This window comes from Pedobacter sp. PLR, assembly GCF_026239675.1.
Taxonomy (GTDB): Bacteria; Bacteroidota; Bacteroidia; order Sphingobacteriales; family Sphingobacteriaceae; genus Pedobacter.
Genome location: NZ_JAPIVQ010000010.1, coordinates 82,070 through 104,902, shown reverse-complemented (window position 1 = coordinate 104,902; position 22,833 = coordinate 82,070). Strand labels below are relative to the sequence as shown.

At 41.8% G+C, this 22,833-nt stretch carries 17 protein-coding genes; 13 read left to right on the top strand and 4 right to left on the bottom strand.

Features of this window, described 5'->3' with window-relative positions:
• Positions 1-6 precede the first annotated feature (6 nt).
• The 11 genes from OQX61_RS21955 (at position 7) to OQX61_RS21905 (ending at position 16,241) form a co-directional block, all read left to right on the top strand.
• The gene (locus tag OQX61_RS21955; protein ID WP_265843968.1) at positions 7-1,350 is read left to right on the top strand and encodes a hypothetical protein; all 1,344 of its coding nucleotides are present in this window, start codon (positions 7-9) and stop codon (positions 1,348-1,350) included.
• A 212-nt stretch (positions 1,351-1,562) separates the two neighbouring features.
• Positions 1,563-2,162, top strand: a complete 600-nt coding sequence (locus OQX61_RS21950; protein WP_265843967.1) for a TetR/AcrR family transcriptional regulator — start codon at positions 1,563-1,565, stop codon at positions 2,160-2,162.
• 410 nt (positions 2,163-2,572) lie between these two features.
• Entirely contained in the window at positions 2,573-3,709 is a 1,137-nt protein-coding gene (locus OQX61_RS21945; RefSeq protein WP_265843966.1) for an efflux RND transporter periplasmic adaptor subunit, read from the top strand.
• Between the two features lie 8 nt (positions 3,710-3,717).
• Entirely contained in the window at positions 3,718-6,909 is a 3,192-nt protein-coding gene (locus OQX61_RS21940) for an efflux RND transporter permease subunit (RefSeq protein ID WP_265843965.1), read from the top strand.
• A 10-nt stretch (positions 6,910-6,919) separates the two neighbouring features.
• Positions 6,920-8,329, top strand: a complete 1,410-nt coding sequence (locus OQX61_RS21935) for an efflux transporter outer membrane subunit (RefSeq protein WP_265843964.1) — start codon at positions 6,920-6,922, stop codon at positions 8,327-8,329.
• 101 nt (positions 8,330-8,430) lie between these two features.
• Positions 8,431-9,027 carry an RNA polymerase sigma-70 factor gene (locus OQX61_RS21930; protein ID WP_265843963.1) on the top strand — a complete coding sequence of 199 codons (597 nt, stop codon included), beginning with the start codon at positions 8,431-8,433 and terminating at the stop codon, positions 9,025-9,027.
• Positions 9,028-9,083: 56 nt separating this feature from the next.
• A complete protein-coding gene (locus tag OQX61_RS21925) occupies positions 9,084-10,283 on the top strand; it encodes a FecR family protein (protein WP_265843962.1) in 1,200 nt (399 codons plus the stop codon).
• Between the two features lie 8 nt (positions 10,284-10,291).
• Positions 10,292-11,341 carry a PLP-dependent cysteine synthase family protein gene (locus OQX61_RS21920; protein ID WP_265843961.1) on the top strand — a complete coding sequence of 350 codons (1,050 nt, stop codon included), beginning with the start codon at positions 10,292-10,294 and terminating at the stop codon, positions 11,339-11,341.
• 71 nt (positions 11,342-11,412) lie between these two features.
• Positions 11,413-11,859, top strand: a complete 447-nt coding sequence (locus OQX61_RS21915; protein WP_265843960.1) for a protein-disulfide reductase DsbD N-terminal domain-containing protein — start codon at positions 11,413-11,415, stop codon at positions 11,857-11,859.
• Positions 11,860-11,866: 7 nt separating this feature from the next.
• Positions 11,867-13,552: a thioredoxin family protein gene (locus OQX61_RS21910; protein ID WP_265843959.1), complete on the top strand. Its 1,686-nt coding sequence runs from the start codon at positions 11,867-11,869 to the stop codon at positions 13,550-13,552.
• A gap of 175 nt (positions 13,553-13,727) precedes the next feature.
• Positions 13,728-16,241, top strand: a complete 2,514-nt coding sequence (locus OQX61_RS21905; RefSeq protein WP_265843958.1) for a zinc-dependent metalloprotease — start codon at positions 13,728-13,730, stop codon at positions 16,239-16,241.
• A gap of 100 nt (positions 16,242-16,341) precedes the next feature.
• Here the strand turns inward: OQX61_RS21905 and OQX61_RS21900 are convergent, their stop codons facing one another.
• From OQX61_RS21900 to OQX61_RS21890, 3 genes are all read right to left on the bottom strand, one after another.
• Positions 16,342-16,788 (bottom strand): carboxymuconolactone decarboxylase family protein, encoded by a 447-nt coding sequence (locus OQX61_RS21900; RefSeq protein ID WP_265843957.1) that lies wholly within the window; start codon positions 16,786-16,788, stop codon positions 16,342-16,344.
• Between the two features lie 65 nt (positions 16,789-16,853).
• Positions 16,854-17,438, bottom strand: coding sequence for a Crp/Fnr family transcriptional regulator (locus OQX61_RS21895; protein WP_265843956.1), 585 nt, complete (start codon positions 17,436-17,438; stop codon positions 16,854-16,856).
• A 101-nt stretch (positions 17,439-17,539) separates the two neighbouring features.
• Positions 17,540-18,349: a murein L,D-transpeptidase catalytic domain family protein gene (locus OQX61_RS21890; RefSeq protein ID WP_265843955.1), complete on the bottom strand. Its 810-nt coding sequence runs from the start codon at positions 18,347-18,349 to the stop codon at positions 17,540-17,542.
• Between the two features lie 329 nt (positions 18,350-18,678).
• On the opposite strand from OQX61_RS21890, the gene OQX61_RS21885 reads away from it, so the two are divergent.
• Entirely contained in the window at positions 18,679-21,477 is a 2,799-nt protein-coding gene (locus tag OQX61_RS21885; RefSeq protein ID WP_265843954.1) for a lantibiotic dehydratase, read from the top strand.
• On the opposite strand, the gene OQX61_RS21880 is transcribed toward OQX61_RS21885, so the two are convergent.
• On the bottom strand, positions 21,463-22,371 hold the full coding sequence (locus tag OQX61_RS21880; RefSeq protein ID WP_265843953.1) for a histidine kinase: 909 nt from the start codon (positions 22,369-22,371) through the stop codon (positions 21,463-21,465). The two genes, OQX61_RS21885 and OQX61_RS21880, sit on opposite strands and share 15 nt — an antisense overlap.
• A gap of 289 nt (positions 22,372-22,660) precedes the next feature.
• Between OQX61_RS21880 and OQX61_RS21875 the strand changes: the two genes are divergently transcribed.
• Entirely contained in the window at positions 22,661-22,819 is a 159-nt protein-coding gene (locus OQX61_RS21875) for a hypothetical protein (protein ID WP_265843952.1), read from the top strand.
• The last annotated feature ends 14 nt before the right edge of the window (positions 22,820-22,833 follow it).

The following is a 22,833-nucleotide window of genomic DNA, read 5'->3' as shown; positions in this document are numbered from 1 at the left end:
ATCTACATGAAATTGACTTTAAAAATATCAGCAACAATAGTTCTATTGTTGCTGATTTCTGTTTATGGGTATTTATACTTCCGCGAATCGCGTTCTTATGATCAGCAAGTCGCCAAAGATGCCAGCGTGGTTTATAAACTGAATGTGGACGGTTTACTGAAAACCATGGCTGTTGATTTTATTGGTAATCCGGGTTATTATTTGAAAACTAAAGAAAAAGGGGGACAGAAACCAGACTTCTCTTTGCCTGCCAACGTATTTGTCTATTCATTGAAAACAAAGGCTCCGGGGACTTTTTTCACAGAACTGGCTTTATCAGATACGACGGGCTTAAACGCCTGGTTAAAGCGGGTGCTGAAAATCACAGACTTTGCTGTACAAGGAGCAGGGAATCGCGTTGGGACTTCTTCTGATCGTAAAATCACCGTTCTTAATGCTGGAAAGACCTTCGCCATTGCTTACTCTTTCAAAAGAGAAGCAGTATTGGAAGAGCTGAATGATATCCTCGGTAAAAAAAACAGGATGGAAGGTGGCACTCCGCTGATGATTGCTTTGAAAAAGGCAAAAGGCCATTTGAGCTGGACAGCAGCAGCAGGTGGCGGCCAGCTGAATTTCAAAGATGGGCTTGCTGAAATTGAAGGTAGTTTTCCTACAGAAGGCCTGGATATTCCTGATCAGCCCCGGTCAATGGTTGAATTTGCAGATCATGCTTTAATAAAGATCCGGGTAAATGCAGGGTTTAAAACATCCGGGATGCCCAAAGACCTTTCTTTAAAAGGGATCTCAGTTCAAACAGATACCTTGTTAAAATCCTATCTGGGCTTTGCCGCACTGGAAATGGGCCCTGCTATTACACAAATGGATTCCCTGATTGCTTATGAATACAATGATGACTTTGAAAAAGTGGCTACTGTTCAATTGAAAAAAGTAAGGGTACCGAAGCTAAAACTAAGCATAGGAGCCAGAACAGCGGGCCTACTGGCTTATCTGAAAGAAAACCAGGTGATCAGTACAGAAGACAGGTTAAATAAAGAACTGTTCCCCTTATATCAGGTATTTAGTCGTACTAAGAATAATATCTGGCAATTGAGTACGCTGGAAAATGATCCTGTAAACGAGACTGAGGCAATCCGGAATACATCCAAAACGAACCCGGATTTCTTTGCTTTAACGGCTGATTTAAGAGGTATTAAAGCCCAACAAGTGTTTCCATTATTGAACAAGTGGCTAAAGCCGTTTTCTCATTTGAAAATTACAGCTGCCAAAATAGATAACGGAACTGCCAGGTTAAATGGTACGTTGGAATTTGAAGATAAAAACATCAATGCTTTTATTCAAATGATACAGTAAGTAGAATTTAATGTTGGAGGGATCTACTTAATCGTAAGAATTTTCAAAACGAAATTATATGGTTGATCAGGATCCATCAAAATAATCCGGCTTTTAACTATCGTTAAAGCCGGATTATTAGTATTTGACAAATTAATGATGGGAATATCAGGACAACTATTTACATTTGCTTAACAGTGTTAAATTATTTACACTATTTTATTTTCTAAAACATGGGCAGTAAGGAACGCATACAACGGTTAAAAGAGGACACAAGACTCAATATATTGGATGCTGCACTGGAAATCGTGAAAGAAGATGGTTGGCAGTCACTCAGCATGAGAAAGATTGCCGATAAGATTGAATATACCGCACCGATCATTTATGAGTATTTTGCGAATAAAGAGGGGATATTACTGGAATTAACCAGGAAAGGATATATCATTCTATTTCAGGAACTAAAAGCAGCCAAAATTCAACATGAATTGCCTCAGGATCAATTAGAGGCTATGTGGATGGCTTATTGGGACTTTGCTTTTAAATATAAAGAACTGTATCAATTGATGTACGGTGTAGATATGAGCTGTTGTGAGGTGATGAAAGCATTCCCGGAAGCAGAAGCGACTACCAATATCATTTGTGATACCATTAAAGAACTTATGACTGCTGATCCGATCAATGATGATCTGGTTTGTAGAAAATACTTCACCTTTTGGTCTGTTGTTCATGGCTTGATTTCTATCAACTTTGTGCGCAAGGGAACAGATAATATGACAAATCAACATATTCTTAGAGACGCACTCAAAGGAATTATAAAATATATCAATGATTAATACCTGTGCAATGAAAATATCATTAGCATTAATACACCAACAATAAAACATCAATATTCAAGCATACCTGACGGATTAAATTCAATCCGTTTTTTTATCCAGTACTACTTAACACTGTTAAATCACTTACACCTGTTATCTAGCCCTTAAAAGGGCTCATTATGGAAGAGTCGTCGGCTGTTTTTATTGACTTAACACTGTTAAATGACTTATACCCGTTATCTGTCTTACGTAAACTTAAGAATTATATGAAAAATCTACCTGTTACCCAATATTATCTAACACTGTTAAATTACTTACAACTGTTTTTCAAACTCTAAATCAAATACACCATGAAATATTACCCTCCATCCGGCAGCAAGTCCGGAAACAATAATCGATCTCTAAATAATAACCCCTCAATTACCATTATGAAATCAATATTTTTACTTTCAACAGCCCTGTTTCTATTCGGATGCGCCAGTGAGCCTGCAACTGAAATTGCCGCTCCTGCGCCGTCACTACCTGTGGTTTCTATTAGCCAGTCTGCGGAAACTACGTTCCTGGAATACCCTGCATCGCTACAAGGGGCAGTAGATTTAGAAATTCGCCCACAAGTATCGGGCGCCTTAGAGCAGGTATTGGTAAATGAAGGCGCCCTTGTTCATGCCGGACAACCTTTATTTAAAATCAATGCGCTTCCCTTTTTGGAACAGCTTAACAATGCTAAAGCAAATCAGCGTGCCGCAGAAGCAGCGGTATTAAATGCACAATTGGAAGTCGACAAGCTGATTCCTTTGGTACAGAACAAAGTGGTTTCTGATTTTCAATTGAAAACCGCCAAAACGGCCCACCAGATTGCTCTTGCAAACGTAGCACAGGCAAAAGCCAGCGTTGGAACTGCACAAATCAACATGGGATACACCCTGATTAAAGCACCTGTGAGCGGATATATTGGACGTTTACCTAAAAAACAAGGTAGTTTAGTATCACCATCAGATCCAATGCCATTAACCAATTTGTCTGATGTACATGAAATACGCGTTTACTTTTCTCTGGGCGAAGCAGATTTCATCAATTTCAAAGCGAAATATCCATCGGCTACTACTGCCGGAAAACTTAAAGACCTGGCGCCGGTATCCCTGGTTTTATCTGACAACAGCGTATATGCGCAACAGGGTAAGATTGATATGATTGACGGGCAGTTTGATAAAAATACAGGCTCAATCACGCTTAGGGCAAGCTTTCCCAATGCTTCCGGTCTATTGAGATCTGGAAATACCGGAAAAGTAAGGTTAAGCCTGGAACATAGTGATGCGATGCTGGTTCCACAATCTGCTACGGTAGAAGTACAGGATAAGGTTTTCGTATATACGGTTGATCAGCACAATAAAGTAGCGAAGCAACCGATTAAAGTCATCGGAACCAGTGGTACAAATTACCTGATCAAAGAAGGATTGAAATCCGGTGACCGTATCGTTTCCAAAGGATTTGAAATTCTGAAAGACGGGGATGCCATTGTTCCGGAAGCATCAAATGAAAAAACACCAAAAATTGCCGCTAACTAACATCAGTCATGTTTAAGATATTCATACAAAGACCGGTCCTTGCTACAGTAATCTCTATCTTATTAGTGATTTTCGGGCTCCTTGGACTTTCAAAATTACCATTACAACAGTTTCCTGACATTGCGCCGCCCGCAGTTCAGGTAACCGCCCTATATCCGGGGGCAAATGCGGAGACCGTATTGAGGGCTGTAGCGCCATCGCTGGAAGAGTCTATCAACGGGGTGGAGGGCATGAGTTACATGAGTTCTACTGCCAGTAATGATGGATCATTAGTGATCACTGTTTACTTTAAGCTGGGTACAGACCCGGATCAGGCTGCAGTAAATGTGCAGAACAGGGTAGCTCAAGCCACCAGTCAGCTGCCCGCAGAGGTGGTTCAGGCAGGTGTTTCTACTGCAAAACAACAGAACAGTCTGATCATGGTACTCGATATGTACACTGAAAATGAAACAGAATACGATCAGACTTTCCTGGCCAATTATGCGCAGATTAACTTAATTCCAGAGATCAAAAGGATACCTGGTGTAGGTTCTGCCAGTATTTTCGGTGGAAACAAAGATTATTCTATGCGGATTTGGTTAAATCCTTCGCAAATGGCCAGTTACAACCTGATGCCTAATGAAGTGATGGCTGCTATCCAGAATAAAAACGTAGAAGCTGCTCCGGGGAAATTCGGCGAAAGCAGTAAAAATGCCTTTGAATATGTCATCAAGTATAAAGGTAAACTGAATCAGCCTAAAGATTATGAAAACATGGTGATCCGTTCCAATGCTGACGGTTCTATTCTGAGGCTAAAAGACGTAGCAAGGGTTGAATTTGGCGCTTATACCTATGGTAGTTTAACCCGTATCAATGGAAAGCCAGGAATTGATGTCGGCATTTTGCAATTGGCCGGTTCTAATGCCAATGAAATTCAGATCAAGATTCAGGATTTCATGAAAAAAGCAGAGAAAGATTTCCCGAAAGGTGTGAAATATGATGTGCTTTATAGTACAAAAGTATCTTTAGATCAGTCTATTGACCAGGTGATTCATACTTTGATTGAAGCTTTTATCCTGGTATTTATCGTGGTGTTCATCTTCTTACAAGATTTTCGCTCTACTTTGATTCCTGCGATTGCTGTTCCGGTGGCGATTATCGGAACGTTTTTCTTTATGCAGTTATTTGGTTTCTCGATCAACTTACTGACTTTATTTGCATTGATTCTCGCTATTGGTATTGTGGTAGATGATGCTATTGTAGTGGTGGAGGCTGTCCATGCGAAAATGGAGCAACAGCATTTGCCGCCAAAAGAAGCGACAGCTTCGGCCATGCAGGAAATTACAGGGGCCATTATTTCGATCACGCTGGTGATGTCGGCCGTGTTTTTACCGGTAGGTTTTATGGAAGGATCAACGGGTGTGTTTTACCGGCAATTCGCTTTTACCCTGGCCATTGCCATCGTAATTTCTGCGGTTAATGCTTTGACTTTAAGTCCGGCTTTATGTGCTTTGTTTTTAAAAGACAACCATTCCAATCAAAATGGAGCAACTAAGAAAAACTTTTCCGAACGTTTCTTTATGGGATTCAATACAGGTTTTAACAGCCTGACTAATAAGTATATTGGTAGCCTGAGGTTCTTGATTCGCTTTAAGTGGGTTGGACTGCTTGGACTCCTGCTGATCACGCTTTCTACGGTATGGATGGTGAAGAGGACACCGACTGGATTTATTCCTTCGGAAGATCAGGGCTTTATCGCAATTGCTTTGTCGATGCCAGCAGGTGCTTCCTTAGAACGTACAACAGAAGCCTTAAAGGAGGCGGAAAAAATCCTGATGCCATTAGAATCTAACCGATTGCTGAATGTGCTTTCGGGTTTCAATATCATGACTCAAAGTACCAGTCCTTCGGCAGGTGTGGCCTTCGTGCTGCTTAAACCAACAGAGGAGCGGGGTAAATTGAAAAACATCAACGATATCATGAATGATATCAGAGCCAAACTGGGTAGCGTAAAAGGCGCCAACTTCTTTGTCTTTACTTTTCCAACCGTTCCGGGTTTCAGTAATGTGGACGGATTAGACCTGGTATTACAGGATAAAACCGGTGGAAAGCTGGATAAATTTGCGGGTATCGGCTATAACTTCATTGGGGAGTTGATGAAGCGCAAGGAGATTGCGGTAGCCTTTACTACGTTTAAAGCAGATTACCCACAATTGGAATTGAAAATTGATGAGGAGAAAGCAGAGCAGCTGGGTATCAATGTGAAAGATATTTTGCAAACGATGCAAGCATATTTTGGTAGTGCACAGGCTTCGGATTTCAACCGTTTTGGTAAATATTACCGGGTAATGGTGCAGGCAGATATCGCTGATCGTGCGGACGCTTCTGCAATGGACGCGGTATATGTTAAGAATAAACAAGGGGAGATGGTGCCGATTAATACGGTGGCTACTTTATCCAGAGTGTATGGTGCGGAAACTGCATCAAGGTACAATCTATTTAACTCAATTGGCGTAAATGCCATTGCTAAACCTGGTTATAGTTCTGGTGATGCAATTAAAGCGGTAGAAGAAGTGGCAAAAAAACACCTTCCTTCCGGATATTCATTTGAGTTTTCAGGTTTAACAAAAGAAGAGATTTCTTCCGGCGGACAATCGACCATCATCTTTATGTTGTGTCTGATCTTCGTTTACTTCCTGTTAGCCGCTCAATATGAGAGTTATATCCTTCCTTTAGCAGTGGTGCTTTCTATTCCTGCCGGTGTATTTGGGGTATTTGTTGCCATTGGCCTTACTGGAATTGAGAACAACATTTATGTTCAGGTAGCTTTGGTGATGCTGATTGGGCTTTTAGCAAAGAATGCAATTCTGATTGTAGAATATGCCGTTCAGCGCAGGAAAGCAGGAAAAACCCTGGTTTCAGCTGCTTTAGAGGCTGCTAAATTGCGTTTACGCCCGATTATTATGACTTCCCTGGCCTTTATTGTAGGATTGATTCCTATGATGAGTGCCACAGGTCCATCTGCAATGGGTAACCATTCGATCAGTATCGGCGCTGCCGGAGGAATGATTTCCGGCGTAATACTAGGATTGTTCATCATTCCGGTATTGTTTGTCATCTTCCAATACCTACAGGAAAAGGTAAGTGGCAAACCTCCATTGGCAGAAGAAATGAAGTCGGGGGTAAGTGTTAAACCAGATGCAACGATCATTTATTCTTAATACAATTCAAATGAAAACACCTATAAATAAACTTACAGCACTGATGCTCCTGATATTTTTGGGAGGCTGTAAAGTTTCAAAAGACATCATTTTACCTGTTGCAAGCGTTCCTGAAACTTTCAGAAATGCCCCGGCAGACAGTGCGAATAATATTTCTAAACTATCAGTACAACAGTTTTTTACGGACATTACCTTACGTGAACTGATAGATACAGCCTTGCTGAGAAATTACGATCTGCAAATCGCAATGAAGAACATGACTGCGGCTGAATTACTGTTCAGACAATCGAAATTGGGAAACCTGCCAGCCATTAACCTGAACATTGCTGCGAATAGCAGCAGACCGTCGGACAATAGCTTAAACGGTCTGAGTGCCGGGCAGTTTCTGGGCACTAAGCACATCGAAGATTTCAATGCAAATCTGGGATTGAGCTGGGAGGCCGACATCTGGGGAAAGATTGGAAGCCAGAAAAAAGCAGCATTAGCCAGCTATCTGCAAAGCGCAGAAGCTAGAAAAGCTGTTCAAATGCGACTTATCGCTAATGTTGCCCATGGGTATTATCGCTTATTGATGTTAGACACGCAAATGTCCATTGCCAAAAGAAATGTAGCACTGAACGACAGTACTTTAACAATGATTAAGATGCAGTTTGATGCCGGTCAGGTTAGCTCATTGGCTATTCAGCAGGCAGAGGCGCAACAACTGGTTGCCACTCAGTTGGTTCCGGCATTGGAACAGGAAATCAATATCCAGGAAAATGCACTGAGCATACTGGCGGGACAGCTTCCTGCGGCGATTAGACGCCAGGGAAGTCTGGATCAGGCTGGTTTCCCTGCGCAATTATCAGCCGGGATTCCTTCGGCATTATTGGCTCAAAGACCAGATGTACGTTCTGCGGAACTTGCTCTGGATTTGGCTAATGCACAGGTAGGTGTTGCTAAAGCCAGCATGTATCCTTCGTTAAACATTACGGCAACTGCGGGTTTAAATGCCTTTAAAGCCAGTAACTGGTTCAATATCCCTGCTTCTTTATTTGGCGTAGTAGCAGGAGGAGTAACCCAGCCCTTATTTCAACGCAAGCAATTGAAAACCCAATTTGAAATAGCGAAGATTGAAAGAGAAAAAGCGGTGCTTCAATTCAGGCAATCTGTTTTAAACGCTGTTGGGGAAGTCTCGGACGAACTGATGCGCATTGAAAAGCTAAAACAGCAGGAGGCTATTGCCCTGCGTCGGGTAAATACCTTAAAACAGGCAGTTAAAAATGCCGGTTTACTGTTCAATAACGGCATGGCGAATTATTTAGAGGTGATTACCGCCCAAAGTAACGCCCTGCAAAGCGAATTAGAATTGGCCAGTATTAAAACGGCCGAACTCCATGCTACCGTGGCACTTTACCGTGCTTTAGGGGGTGGTTTTTAAGCGATGAAAGGGGATAAACTGTAATTTTTTATCCCCTTAATGATAAAATTAATGTTTTAATTATTTAACATTGGCCCTTATTATCATCTTTTATAAAGGCTATGTTTCCTAATAAACCCGGAGGTTACACCGAACAAGAATTGCTGGAAGAAGTTGCGGGGGGCAACGAATCCGCGTTCAGACTGCTATACGAAAAGTATGCAGGGAAGGTGTATACCATGGGTATGAACTATCTAAAATCCCCCTTTTTGGCCCAGGATGCTGTTCAGGAGGTCTTTGTGAAGGTTTGGAAAAACCGGGAGCAGTTGGCTAGTCTGAACAGTTTTCCTGCATGGCTGACTACCATTTCCAGAAATCAATTGATCAATGACCTTCAGCGTCAGTTTCCTATGGATTCTCTGGACTCCATTTCTCCGGATGACCAGCATCATCAAGCCACTACAGGCAATGAGGTAGACTATCGCGAACTGGAAAAAGTCATTAAAATCGGCATCAGCTCCTTTTCTCCAAGGCAGCAGCAGATCTATATGCTGAGCAGGGAAGAGGGCTTAAGCCATAAACAAATCGCCTCCCAACTCAATATCTCCTACGATATGGTGAGAGAACACATGAGCAATGCCTTGAAAAATCTTCGTAAGTTTCTTGAAAATCATTATACCCATTTGCTGCTTCTGTGGCTATTTTCCAGGTATAATTAAAAAAAATAAAATAACACCCCCCACAACATTTCATTTTCACTGTCTATATTATTGTAATGACACCAGAAACATTTAAATCACTTCTATCAGGTTACCGAACGGGCAGTTTAAGTCCGGCGGAGCAACAACAGCTCATGGCTTTGTTGCATGATCCGGCCTGGCGGGAACAACTGGAAAGCTTATTTACGGAAGACCTGTCTGCTACAGAATTCCCGGTTAATGCCGGCAAGGAGGAGTTAGACCTGGTTTATGAACAAGTTAAATTACAAACCGCTGAAGCTAAATTGCTCACTTTCCGGCCAATGCGCTGGGCTGCTGCAGCTGTAGCCGTTTTGGCTATCGGAATCGGAGGCTATTACCTGAGTTCTATGCCTGCGAAGCTGAATGGCGATGCAATCAGTAATGTGGAACAAAAAGGAGAGCACATTCTCCCGGGAGGAAATAAAGCGGTGCTTACCCTGTCTGACGGTTCTCAGATTGAGCTGGATGATATGGCCAATGGGGAGATCGCTAAAGAATCAGGCGTAAAGATTACAAAAACTGCGGATGGCAGATTGTTATATACCGTACGTGAAGGTTTAGCACACGTAAAACCGGCTTTTAATACCATTTCTACACCTAGAGGCGGACAATATCAGGTGGCGCTTCCTGATGGAACAATGGTCTGGCTGAATGCTGCTTCCTCCCTAAAATACCCTTCTTCCTTTACCGGTAAAGATAGGCTAGTGGCCCTGACAGGTGAGGCTTATTTTGAAGTCGCCAAGGATAAAAAGAGACCTTTTAAGGTAAAAACGGAACAACAGGAAGTGGAGGTTTTGGGTACACATTTCAACATCAATGCTTATGATGATGAGGAAGTGGTCAAAACGACCCTGATTGAAGGCAGTGTGAAGGTGAAATTGCCTTCCAACAAATCAGCAGTGCTGAAACCTGGCCAGCAATCGGTGGTCCTGAATGATATTAAAGTGAATCAGGTCGATGCGAATTCGGCTATAGACTGGAAGCAAGGGCTGTTCTGGTTTAATGATGAAAGTATATATAGTATTATGCGTCAGTTTTCGCGATGGTATAATATAGAGGTAGAATATAGGGGAGATGTGCGTAATGTTCGTTTTGGCGGACAGGTTTCCCGCATGAAGAATTTAGCACAGGTACTCCGGATTATGGAGCTTACGAAATCCATTCAATTTAAAGTGGAAGGCAATAAGATCATTGTGATGCCCTATGAGCTATCGACTCAAAACCAGACAAAATAAAAAAACTAATGATAACAGCAGAAGTAACAACCAACCAATGTTTATCTACCGACCTGGCCAGTAAATTCCAACATTTATGGCACCTGGTAGGCAATACGCCTATGTTGGAACTCCATTACCAGTATAAAGGTAAGCCGGGTAAGATCTATGTAAAGTGTGAACATTACAATCTGACTGGCAGTATCAAGGATAGAATGGCTTTGAACATCATGTATGAGGCCTATAATTCTTGCGCAATTAAGCCGGGCGATACCATTGTGGAGGCCACCAGTGGTAATACAGGGATTGCTTTTGCAGCTATCGGTCGTACTTTAGGTCACCCGGTGAAAATTATCATGCCAAATTGGTTAAGCAAAGAGCGCATTGATATCATTAGAAGCATGGGTGCGGAAGTGGTATTAGTCAGCAAAGAAGAAGGTGGCTTTTTAGGAAGCATCAGGATGTGCGAAGAACTGGCAAAAAAGGGAGATGTATTCCTGCCAAGACAGTTTGAGAACCGTTACAATGAAGAGGCGCACGAGAAAACAACGGGAATGGAGATCTGGGAACAGTTAAAACAGAGTGGCTTAACACCTGATGCTTTTGTGGCTGGTGTAGGAACTGGTGGCACCGTAATGGGCGTTGGTAAATGCCTGAAAGCAAAACAACCAGCCATTAAAATTCATCCCCTGGAGCCTGCCGAAAGTCCAACTTTAACCACCGGATATAAAGTAGGGAGCCATAGAATTCAAGGTATTTCTGATGAGTTTATTCCTGAAATTGTTCGTTTGAACGAGTTGGATGAGGTGATTCAGGCAAATGACGGTGATTCTATCATTATGGCGCAGAAACTGGCGAAAGAGCTCGGACTTGCCGTAGGGATTTCTTCCGGAGCAAATGTGATTGGGGCGATTAAACTGAAAGAAAAGATGGGTACTGATGCCGTGGTAGTGACTTTGCTTTGCGATAGTAATAAGAAATATTTGAGTACAGACCTGGTGAAAGAGGAGCCAATCAAGGATGCCTATATCTCTACAGATGTAGAATTTACAGGATATCATCCGATTTGCCGCCTTTAATAAATTATTTTAATTAAATAACCACCGAATACCTGTTAATACATAAGTTCGTAAACACATAAAAAAACAATATGAAAAACCTATTCTTATTTGCGGTTGCCTTGCTTTTCAGCATGACAGCTAGCAGCCAGATTCTAAGACCTGTGAAATGGAGTTATGCTGCAAAAAGAACCTCTAAAACAGAAGCGATCTTATACATAAAAGCTACAGTTGATGAAGGATGGCACCTCTATTCACAAAACATCCCTGAAGGCGGACCGGTAAAAACCTCTTTTACTTTCGCTCCGGCAAGCACTTACAAGCTGGTAGGAAAAACGACAGAGCCAAAGCCTATTGTTAAGTTTGAGAAAGCATTTGATATGAATGTTGGTTACTTCGAAAACGCTGCGATTTTCCAACAAAAGATCAAGTTAACAGGCACAAATGCTATCGTTAAAGGAACTTTGGAATATATGGTTTGTGATGATTCACAATGTCTGCCTCCGGAAACTGTTCAATTTTCTATCCCGGTAAAATAAGCTAAATATGACTTTTAAATACGATCAGACGAGCCTTAAAACGCTCGTCCTGGGACTCTTATTGCTTTTTTGTTCGGTAACTGCCGCTTTTTCACAACAGGCAGACACCGCTATAGACGACCTTGAGTTTACGGAAATTAAGGAGGAGGTCCCTGTAAAAGACAGCATTACTGCAACCATTGTGCCCGCGTCTAAAGATAGCGTTAAGGCTGGTAATACTGCACTTGTTACTCCTGAGCAGGAAGAAAAGCAAGGGCTGACTGGGATTTTTATAGCCGGTTTTATCGGTGGCTTAGCCGCCTTGTTAATGCCTTGTATTTTTCCAATGTTGCCGCTAACGGTGAGTTTCTTTACCAAAGGGAGCCAGACTAAAGGAAAAGCAGTAAGCCGCGCCATGTTTTATGGCTTGTCTATCATAGTGATTTATGTAGTACTGGGGCTATTGGTGACGGTCATCTTTGGTGCCGATGCCTTGAATAGCCTTTCTACCAATGGGGTTTTTAACTTCCTGTTCTTCATTTTACTATTGATCTTTGCAGTTTCCTTTTTAGGCGCATTTGAAATCACATTACCTTCTTCATGGGTTAATAAGATGGATGCCAATTCCGATAAAGGCGGCCTTGCCGGCTTGTTTTTCATGGCAGGTACGCTTGCTCTGGTTTCTTTCTCTTGTACAGGTCCGATTATCGGTACCTTATTGGTTCAGGCAGCTACCAGCGGCGCTTTATTAGGACCAGCAATCGGAATGTTTGGCTTCTCTTTTGCCCTGGCGATTCCTTTTGCCTTATTTGCTTTGTTTCCGTCATGGTTAAGCGCTTTGCCTAAATCCGGTGGCTGGTTGAACAGTGTGAAAGTCGTATTAGGCTTCCTGGAACTGGCTTTGGCAATGAAATTCCTGAGCAATGTAGACCTTGCTTACCACTGGAACTGGTTCGACAGGGAGGTATTTCTGGTATTATGGATTGTGATCTTCGGATTAATGGGTTTATACCTGTTGGGGAAACTGAAGTTTTCTCATGACAGCCCGGTAAATTTCATCTCTGTTCCGAGGTTAATGATCTCAGTAGTGGTACTTTCCTTTACTGTTTATATGATTCCAGGGTTATGGGGTGCACCCTTAAAGTCGATATCGGCATTTCTGCCTCCACAAGGTACCCAGGACTTTGACCTGTACACACCAACTTTAACCGGTGGTACAACTGCTACCGCGGTAAAACACGAAGAAGGACCTCATAAATATGCGGATATTTTTCATGCGCCATTAAACCTGAACGTTTTCTTTGATTATGAAGAGGGAATGGCCTATGCTAAAAAGGTAAACAAGCCGGTCATGATCGATTTTACAGGTCATGCTTGTGTGAACTGCCGGAAAATGGAAGCCAATGTATGGCCAGATAAAGCGGTTTACAGTAAGTTGAGCAATGATTTTGTGATCATCCAGTTGTACGTAGATGACAAAACGGAATTGGGAGCCAATGAGAAATTCACTTCAACATTTAGCGGTAAAGCCGTAAACACGATAGGAAATAAATGGAGCGACTTCCAGGCCGCAAAATTCAATTCCAACTCACAACCTTATTATGTGCTCCTTGGGCACGACGAAAAGTTGCTGGTGCAGCCTACAGGTGCAAATTATAATGCAGAGGAATACCTTAAATTCCTCAATAATGGCTTAAATAGTTTCAATGAATAATTGAAACTTTAGGTTTAATAGTTAATAGTCGTAAATGATGGCCTGTGGATGCAGGTCATCATTTTAGTAAACGGACATTTAGTTTTGATGGTAATATTGCTGTTATTCTCCTGCTTTTATGAAAAGAAAATCTGTAAAATAGATAATTTAGAAAAATATAAACCAATTACTAATAATGAAACAATTAAGTTTAATTACGCTGGTGCTTTTAGGTGCCGGAGTTCAGGGCTTCTCCCAACAGAAAAACCCTAAAAAAGGTGCGGTTGTACCTCCAGGGACACCGACCCCGGTTAGCCGACCAGCATCTACCGGCCCTAAGCCTTATGCAGAAGTGATTACTGCCAAAGCGAAAACGGACAAGGGACTTTTTAAAGTACATACGATAGAAGATCGTTATTTCTTCGAAATCCCTGATTCATTACTAGATAGAGATATTTTAGTTGTCAACAGAATCAGCAAGGCCGCAGCGGGAAACCGTTCTCAAATGATGGGATATGGTGGTGATCAGATTGGTGACAATGTGATTTCCTTTCAGAAAGGCCCGGGTAACAAATTGTTTCTGAAGAGTATTTCATATGGGGAGCGTTCGCAGGATACAACTGGTTTATATAAATCTGTGATGAACTCAAATTTGCAGCCTTTAGTGGCTTCATTTGACGTTAAAGCCCTGGCTAAGGATTCCGTTTCCGGTGCTAAAGGCGTTGTGATTGATGTAACTGAATACATGAATGGCGACAATGAGATTTTCTTCTTCGATCCAGGTGTGAAGAAAGCTTTAAACTTAACTAGTTTGATGCCAGACAGAAGCTATATCAAAGAAATCAAGGCTTATCCAATGAATATTGAGATCCGTACCTTGAAAACTTATATGAAAACAGGCGCGGCATTTCCAGGAATGACGGGTCCGCCAAGTGCTACACCTGCAACTTACGAACTGAACAGTTCGATGGTATTGTTACCCGAAAATCAAATGAAAGCCAGGTATTTTGACCCTCGTGTAGGTTATTTTGCCACTGGTTATGTAGATTTTGATTCGAATTCACAAGGTGTTAAAAACCTTGCTTTGATTACCAGGTGGAGATTAGAACCAAAAGAAGAAGATATTGAGAAATACAAAAGAGGTGAACTGGTAGAGCCTAAAAAGCAGATCGTTTACTATATCGATCCGGCAACACCGAAGAAATGGGTACCATATCTGATGCAAGGCGTAAACGACTGGCAGATTGCTTTCGAGAAAGCAGGTTTCTCAAATGCGATTGTCGCCAAAGAAGCCCCTTCAGATCCATCATGGAGCATTGAAGATGCCAGACACAACGTAATTATTTACAAGCCTTCTGATATTCCTAATGCCAGTGGACCACATGTTCATGACCCAAGAACCGGAGAAATTCTGGAAACGCATGTCAACTGGTATCACAATGTGATGTTAATTCTGAGAAACTGGTACCTGATTCAGGCTGCAGCAGTTGATCCGGAAGCCCGTAAAATGAAGTTTGATGACAAGCTGATGGGTGAGTTGATCCGCTTCGTTTCTTCTCATGAGATCGGACATACGCTTGGATTACGCCACAACTTCGGTTCTTCTGCAACAGTACCGGTAGAGAACCTGAGAAACAAACAATGGGTAGAGAAAAACGGTCATACACCATCTATTATGGATTATGCCCGTTTCAACTATGTTGCGCAACCGGAAGATAACATCAGTTCTAAAGGAATTTTCCCAAGAATTGGTGATTATGACCTTTGGGCAATCGAATGGGGTTATAAATGGAAGTCAGAATTTAAAGGTCCGGAAGAAGAACTTTCTGCTTCTAATAAGGAGATCATGAACAGAATCATGGCAAACAATCGTTTAGTTTTCGGTACGGAATCTGACCCTAATGATCCGCGTAACCAGAATGAAGATTTGGGTGATAATGCCATGCTTGCTTCTACTTACGGTATTAAAAACTTAAAACGGATTCTTCCTAACCTGTTAACCTGGACTAAAGAGCCTAATGAAGGTTACGAGAATGCAAGTACATTTTACAGTGAGCTTATTTCACAATATGGCCGTTACATGGGTCATGTGACTAAAAATGTAGGTGGTATTTATACCACTCCAAAAAAAGTAGAACAAGCTGGTGCAGTATATGTTGCCGTTCCATTGGCAACACAAAAGGAAGCAATGGCTTTCTTAAATGCCCAGTTATTTAACAGTCCAACCTGGTTAATCAACAAAGAATTGATAGAGCGCACTGGTTTTAATGCTGTTAATGTGTTTCAAGGTGTTCAAAAAACCACATTGAGCAGGTTATTGAACGCTGCTACAATTAGCAAACTGATCAATGCCGAAGTAATGAGTGGTACTAAAGCTTATACTGCGGACCTTCTTTTTGCTGACCTTAAAACCGGTGTCTGGTCTGAATTATACAGCCATAAGCCAATTGATGTATACAGAAGAAACCTTCAGAAAGCTTATATAGATTATTTAAGTAAGCTGATGGTTGCTCCGGCAAGTGCTGCTGGCGCCCCGGGGATGAGAGTACTGGATCCTACCAGTTCTGATGTATCGAGTATCGGTCGCGCCAACATGATGACTTTAGCTAAAGACATCCGTGCGGCTATTCCTACGGCTACAGGATTGAGTAAATACCATTTACAAGACCTTTTGGTTCGGGTAAATAATGTATTGAATCCAAAGTCTTAAGGATTCTATGTCTTAACCCCCGGATCGGGGTGATTAAAAAGGCCATCCCTGCTGCTGTAATAGCAAGTCCGGGGATGGCCTCTTTTAGTTAAGGGTGTTTTTATTTAGGATCCAGTACAGGTTTCAGGTGTGTACTGATTGCGATCCTGTTCCAGGCATTGATCGTCACAATGGCCATGATGATTTCCGTCAGCTGAAGTTCCGTAAATAATGCCGCTGCACGTTCATGCGTTGCCACAGAAACACCGGAAGGTATTAATGTAACCTCCTCAGTAAAAGCAAGTATAGCCATTTCTTCTTCAGTAAAGAAAGAGGTTTCCCTCCAGGCACTTAACGTGTAAATTCTTTGTGGACTTTCGCCATTTTTTAGGGCGTCTTTAATGTGCATATCCAAACAAAATGCACATCCATTGATTTGTGAAGCACGGATTTTTATCAGCTCTTTATGGGTTTTGCTAAGGGAGCTTTCTGCCAGAAAACCTTCTAAGGCGTACATTGCTTTATAGGCTTTAGGGTTGATTTCCTGCATATTGATAGGATCTTTCATGTATTTATGGTTTTAATTTCTGATTCAAATTTGCAAATCTAAAATCCTAAAAAACTTAATCTGGTTTAAGAAATGGGTTGATCTTTCTTTGCGCGGATTTTGCTGAGAAACTCAGGGGTAAAGCCTAGAAAGGAGGCCAGCATGTATTGGGGGATGCGTTGCACGAAATCCGGGAAGGATTTGTTGAAATGGCGGTAATGCGCTTCCCTTGATAAGGTATGGTTGTATTTCGCCAAGTGCTGACTAGTGCCATAAGCGCGTTGAAACATGAGACGGAAGTAGCGCTCTAATTTTGGAACCTGTTCAAGAAGTGCATCTTCAACTGCGGTTTCCAATACTATGATCGTGCTGTCTTCTACTGTCTGCAGGTAAAATTCGGAAGTTTTCTTTAGCGCCAGACTGGTATAATCACTGATCCACCAGTTCTCAATTGCAAATTGAGTGGTTTGTTCTACACCCTTATCGTCAAAAAAGTACATCCTTAAACAACCTTTGGCGACAAAATAATTGCCTTTGCAAGTCTGGCCTGCTTCTAAAATTACGGTTTTCTTTTTCAGCTGAAGGACCTTGAAATTCCGGGTAATTTCTTTTTCCTCCGCTTCATTTAAAGGGATATAGTGTTGAATGTGTTTAAGTAGTGCAGTATACATAGGCCCGGAATAGGAAGGTAAAGATAGCAATCCCAGAAAAGATACTATAAAAAACGGCAGGTAATTGTTATTTTACCTGCCGTTTCTTATAGTGCTGTATGTTAAATGCTTAAAGCAGTGTCTGCTAGCTCAGTCTGGGGAACGCTCCCGATATCATTGGTTGCATACATTGCTGCAACATGCGTATTCAGGTATCTGGAAGTGTAGTATGGATCGCTTACATTGATGAATAAAACCGTTCCACCTTCAATAGAATTGATCACCTGATTGGCTAGTTCGGGTGGTACAGCAGGGCATCCCTGACTACGTCCTAATCTTCCAAGGGCATTAATTGTGCCCTGGCTCACATAATCCGCACCATGAACCACAATGGAACGTTTACGGGCATTAGAGTTAAATCCTTCATCCATTCCATCTAAGCGCAATGATTTGCCATGTTGTCCGCGGTAAACTTCTGCAGTTAAATAGAAGCCAATGCTACTTTGAAAGGATTCATTTGTATTTGAAAAACGGGTCGCTTTATCATTTCCACTGCGCTGACCATGAGCAACCCAGGTATTGAGTACAAGCTTTTTCTGGTCCAGATCAATGATCCATAAGCGCTTTTTAGTACTACTCTGGTCGAAATCTGCGATCGTTAAAATGTCTTTGTGTGCGGAAAGCTGTCCGGATTTTTTAAGGTTATAAAAGCCTGTGACTGCTTTTTCGAATACGGATTCTGGTAATCCGCTTTCAGCAAGGTGTGCTGATTTGTACAACTCAGTTACATGTCTGTTGTAAATACTATCCGGAGTTAGTTTTACCACTGATGTTGCCGGGGCAATTGGGGTACTTACCGACTCTCGGTCAACCATGGTGAAGGCTAAAGAAATGGTAATCAAGCTTGCTCCACCAAAAAGGTATTTCATCATAGAATTGGGTTTTAGTGCTATGAATAATTAATCTGTTATTTAAGTCGGGTTGTTCCTATAAGCTTTTCTTTTTTTTACAAAGGTATTGATTAGTTGGCGGTTAGCTGAATTTATTTTAATTTCTTGTTTTAAAATGACCTTTTCACTACACATTCCAAAACGTCAGGTGTACTACTTTTAGTACTTAACCGGCCATTGGGCTGGCAAAATGTTTAAATCTTTTGGCCTCAGTTTTTTTTACGTAAGCCCTGAATCATTTGGTGTAATAAATTAGGATCATTCCTAAATGTAAAGGAAATTGTAGCAGGAAAAGATATTAATCGCTCGTTATGAATATAAAATTAAACATCAGTCCTGTGGTCCTGTTGAGGATTCCGGCTTTTTCAATGACAGATGAGTTAGCTGAAGTATGGGAAGATCTAAAGGAGGCTATCGGTCATTCATCCAATGAATTCTATGATAAAATAAAGGATTTAAGGGCTGTTGATATCGTAGGTCTTGATCCGAAGATGCAGTATACCATCTGGAAGTATTTCAACCGCTCCAAATACCGGGGCACGCCCTTTGGTAGTTTTGCCGGCTTCGCTGTGGCAGCTTTGGGCGAAGGTAAAGCGCGCCCGGTGTTCTCCAAAGCACAGCATTTGAATCGTTTTAAGGACTGGTCGCAATGCCGGGCCTCAGAGTTGACTGAAACGCAATTGAGCGCCGCAGATCGCTTCTATTTCTCAAATTCCAGCTATTATATCGCCGCTGATCATATTCGTTTCATTTCGTTAGGTGGGAAAGTGTTCGAATTGTCAGAGATTGCTTCCAGTGAAGTGATTCTGGAACTATTGATTTTTTGCGCGGAAAGAGCTGCTTATCCGCAGATACTTGAGTTTGCAGCGGCAAACGCAATTGCCGAAGAAGTGTTGTTGGGGATGCTGAAAGCCATGGTGGATTCCCAGCTCTTGTTTACCGATTTAAATGCAAATATCATCGGACCTGAGTACTTCGGACGTACGGGGTATGTTGCGGAAGCAAGCCAGGGGGATTACCTGATTGCAGAAAGGAAAATGATTTCCGGCGACCTTCCGGGGGCTAATCTCAAGCACTTACCTTTCTGCATAAATTCTTTACTAAGATTGAATCAATCTAAAGTTAATGAGGGGCTTAATCGTTTCATTAGAGACTTTAATAAACATTATGAAGGACAGGAGGTTTCTTTGATGACTATTCTTGATCCGGAGTTGGGAATTGGCTACGGAGCTTTTGCTTCTGCTGCCGGAGAATCCGGTTTGGCAGAGGAACTAAGCGGACATCCCGGAAGGAAAGGCCCTGCTTTAATCCCCTGGACGGGACTTGTCAATGGACTGGTTAAAGCGATGCTCAAAGGAAACGGGAGTAAATGTGAAGTCCTGCAACTGAAAGATTTGATGGGCGATGTACAGGAGGAACGGGTGTTAAAGCCTGGAAATAGCTTTAGCGTGTTGGCGAGGTTTGCAGGGGATCTCGTGGTATTGGATGCTGTTGGTGGTTGCACCGCAAATTCATTGTCGGGGCGCTTTACACTGGCCAATGAATCCTTTGCCAGGCACTGTAAAGCGATTGCCGCAGTGGAATCGGAGGCGAATCCGGAAGTGATTTTCTTCGATCTGGCTTACATGGCAGAAGGAAGAGTGGACAATGTCAATCGCAGAGCGCAGATTTATGAACACGAATTACCCATTCTCAATTACTCTTGTACGGAACATTTAATAGGCCTTCATGATATTATGGTCACTGTTCAGGGGGAGGAAGTCATTTTATACTCAAAAAAATATGGAAAAAGACTAATCCCCAGACTTGCTTCTGCATATAATTACAGCAGATCAGACCTCACTGTATACCGGTTTTTATGCGACCTGCAGCACCAGGGAATTCAGACTCAGTTCCTTTTTGACGTCCAGCAGCTGCTGCCCGGATTGGATTATTACCCAAGAATTCAATACGAAAATCTGGTGCTGTCTCCCGCAAAATGGCGGGTAAAAGGAGTGGAGCTGAAAAACAACGATAACTTAACTATACTGGATAAAATGGGAATGAGTGCTTACTTTTCTGTTGGAGTAGGTGATCAGACTTTGTGTTTTGATAAAGCGAATCCTGAAGATCTTTTCTTCCTGAAATGGTATGCAAATCAATATGACGATTTCGTTCTAACAGAGGTTATTTGTTCAGATTGTCAGTTGTTTACGGATGAATATAAGAAGTCTTACTTTACGCAGGCTTTGCTGGCTGTTAGTCACCGGGAACAAATCTATCCGGGTTACATTTCCAGTGATTTTGTTCAGCAGCAGAGCATTGAACCGGTCATCATGCCTGGAAAAGATTGGCTGAGTTATGAGATTTACAGTCATCCGGAAAGGAGTAATTTCCTGTTAACTGAGCGGATTATGGGATTCATCAACCAGCATCAGGAAGCTTTCAAAACCTGGTTTTTTATCCGGTATTATGACCCCCGTCCACACCTCCGGTTGCGGATCCGGATGAAGGATCAGCAGGCGGGATATGATTACATGACCCAGTTGAATGAACTGCTTGGCGCAGACCTGCGGGATGGGCTGATCAAAGACCTGCAAATGAAAACTTACTACCGGGAGATTGCCCGTTATGGAGCCCTGCAGATGGAACTTACAGAACAGCATTTTAGCAAGGATAGTGATTATGCACTGGAAGTGCTGGCCAATGATCTGGATGATTTCTCCATTTATGCGAATTGCATCAACCTGATGAAAGCTGCACTTCCGGTACTGCAACTGGAAAACAAAGCGCTGTTGGAATTTATCCGCGGGGTACAACGGGCCTTTGAACAGGAACACCATCTTAAAAGTGATGATTTCAAACTGGTGAACCGTGAATGGACTGATTTTAAGGGCCGCTTACAGCAAATTGAAACCGGAAAGGGGTTATCATTAGATCAACTACAGGAGTCCTTCCTGAGTACGCTGATGGCTACTGCTACAGCACAAAGGCGGGCCTTGTTCTGTAGCTTATTTCACATGCATATAAACCGGCTGTTTTCTGATCACCAAAGGGCTCATGAGCTGCTCATTTATAGTTTCTTTTACAAGCAATTGCAAATGGAACAGCAAAGGTTAACGATAGTTTAAGGCGGTTTTTTGCGCAGTAGTAGTCAGATTGATTTCCAGCAACACTTTAAAACGTTGATCGTCCACTGACGTTTGGAGTGTTGCGCGGTTTCCATACGCTGCTTTTAAACGTTTTTTTACATTGTCGAGGCCAATATGGTGACTTGGATGCAACTGGTTTTTGGCGATAAGGTTGTTGGTCTCGACTTGTAATACATCTTCTCTATACTTCAGGCGGAGGTATGCAGGCTGGTCTTCCTGTGTTAAATCCCCATGCTTGAACATGTTTTCCGCAAGGGTCATAATCAGAAGCGGAATGATTTTCAGCTCTTCCACCTCTTCATCATATTTCAGTGTGATGTAGAGGTTTTTATGTGATTTAATTTTGTGTAGCTTAATCAGATTTTCCACCTGTTCCAGTTCTCCGATCAGAGGTGTGTCGACATGGCCTACTTCCTCAATAGAATACCTCATCATTTCCGATAAAGCAAGGATAGCTTCAGCCGCTTCCGGGGCAGTTTTTCTGGTGCTCGTATAAATAAAATTCAAAATATTGAAGAGAAAGTGTGGATTGATCTGTGCTTTCAGGTGTGCGTGTTGTGATTTAATCAGATCGGCATAAATCCTTTGGTTCTCAATGATGACCAGGAGCCTTTCTTTTTCCTTTTCTTCCGCGCGTTTTCTTTCTTCAAAATAGCGGAGGATATAATAATAGGCACAGGAGAACAGAATAAAATAGATAACGCGGTAGGATGTCCCCAGGTAAATATCTAAACTAAATTTAGGTGGATTTAAGAAAACAACATAACCATGTCGGTGAAGGAAATCTGTGATATTAAGTGTGACACAGATGTAAACGATAACCTCGAATGAAATGAATAAAGGTAGCCTCCAGAGTGCCTGGACCGTCTTCATCTTTGCGGCAGGCATTACGAAATGCGCATGAACATAAAACAAAATAACATTGAAAAGATAAAAGATAACGTAATTTCCAATTGGGGAAAATTGTTTTTTTATTAATCCCATGATAACTACCTCATAGAGAATAAAGATGAACCAACCAATGAAGTGGATCTTGTATTTACGTAGAAAGTTAATCAGGATCGGAGGGATAATATTCATTTTGTGTAAAAAAAAAAGGCGTTAACGTAATACTTTTCGAAGGAGCACTGCTCTGCTCTAATTTTCATAAAAACTTATTATTATGAAAAAAGAAATCATCTCATTCGAATTAAAAAAAAGCACATTATTTGTATTCAAATCAAGAAAAAACAAATCAAGGCTTTTTCCAACACTTACAGATCCAACAAATGGAACTGCAATAACTCATACTTGTAGTATAATCATTTTTGATGCTATATAAATCAGCACCAGGCG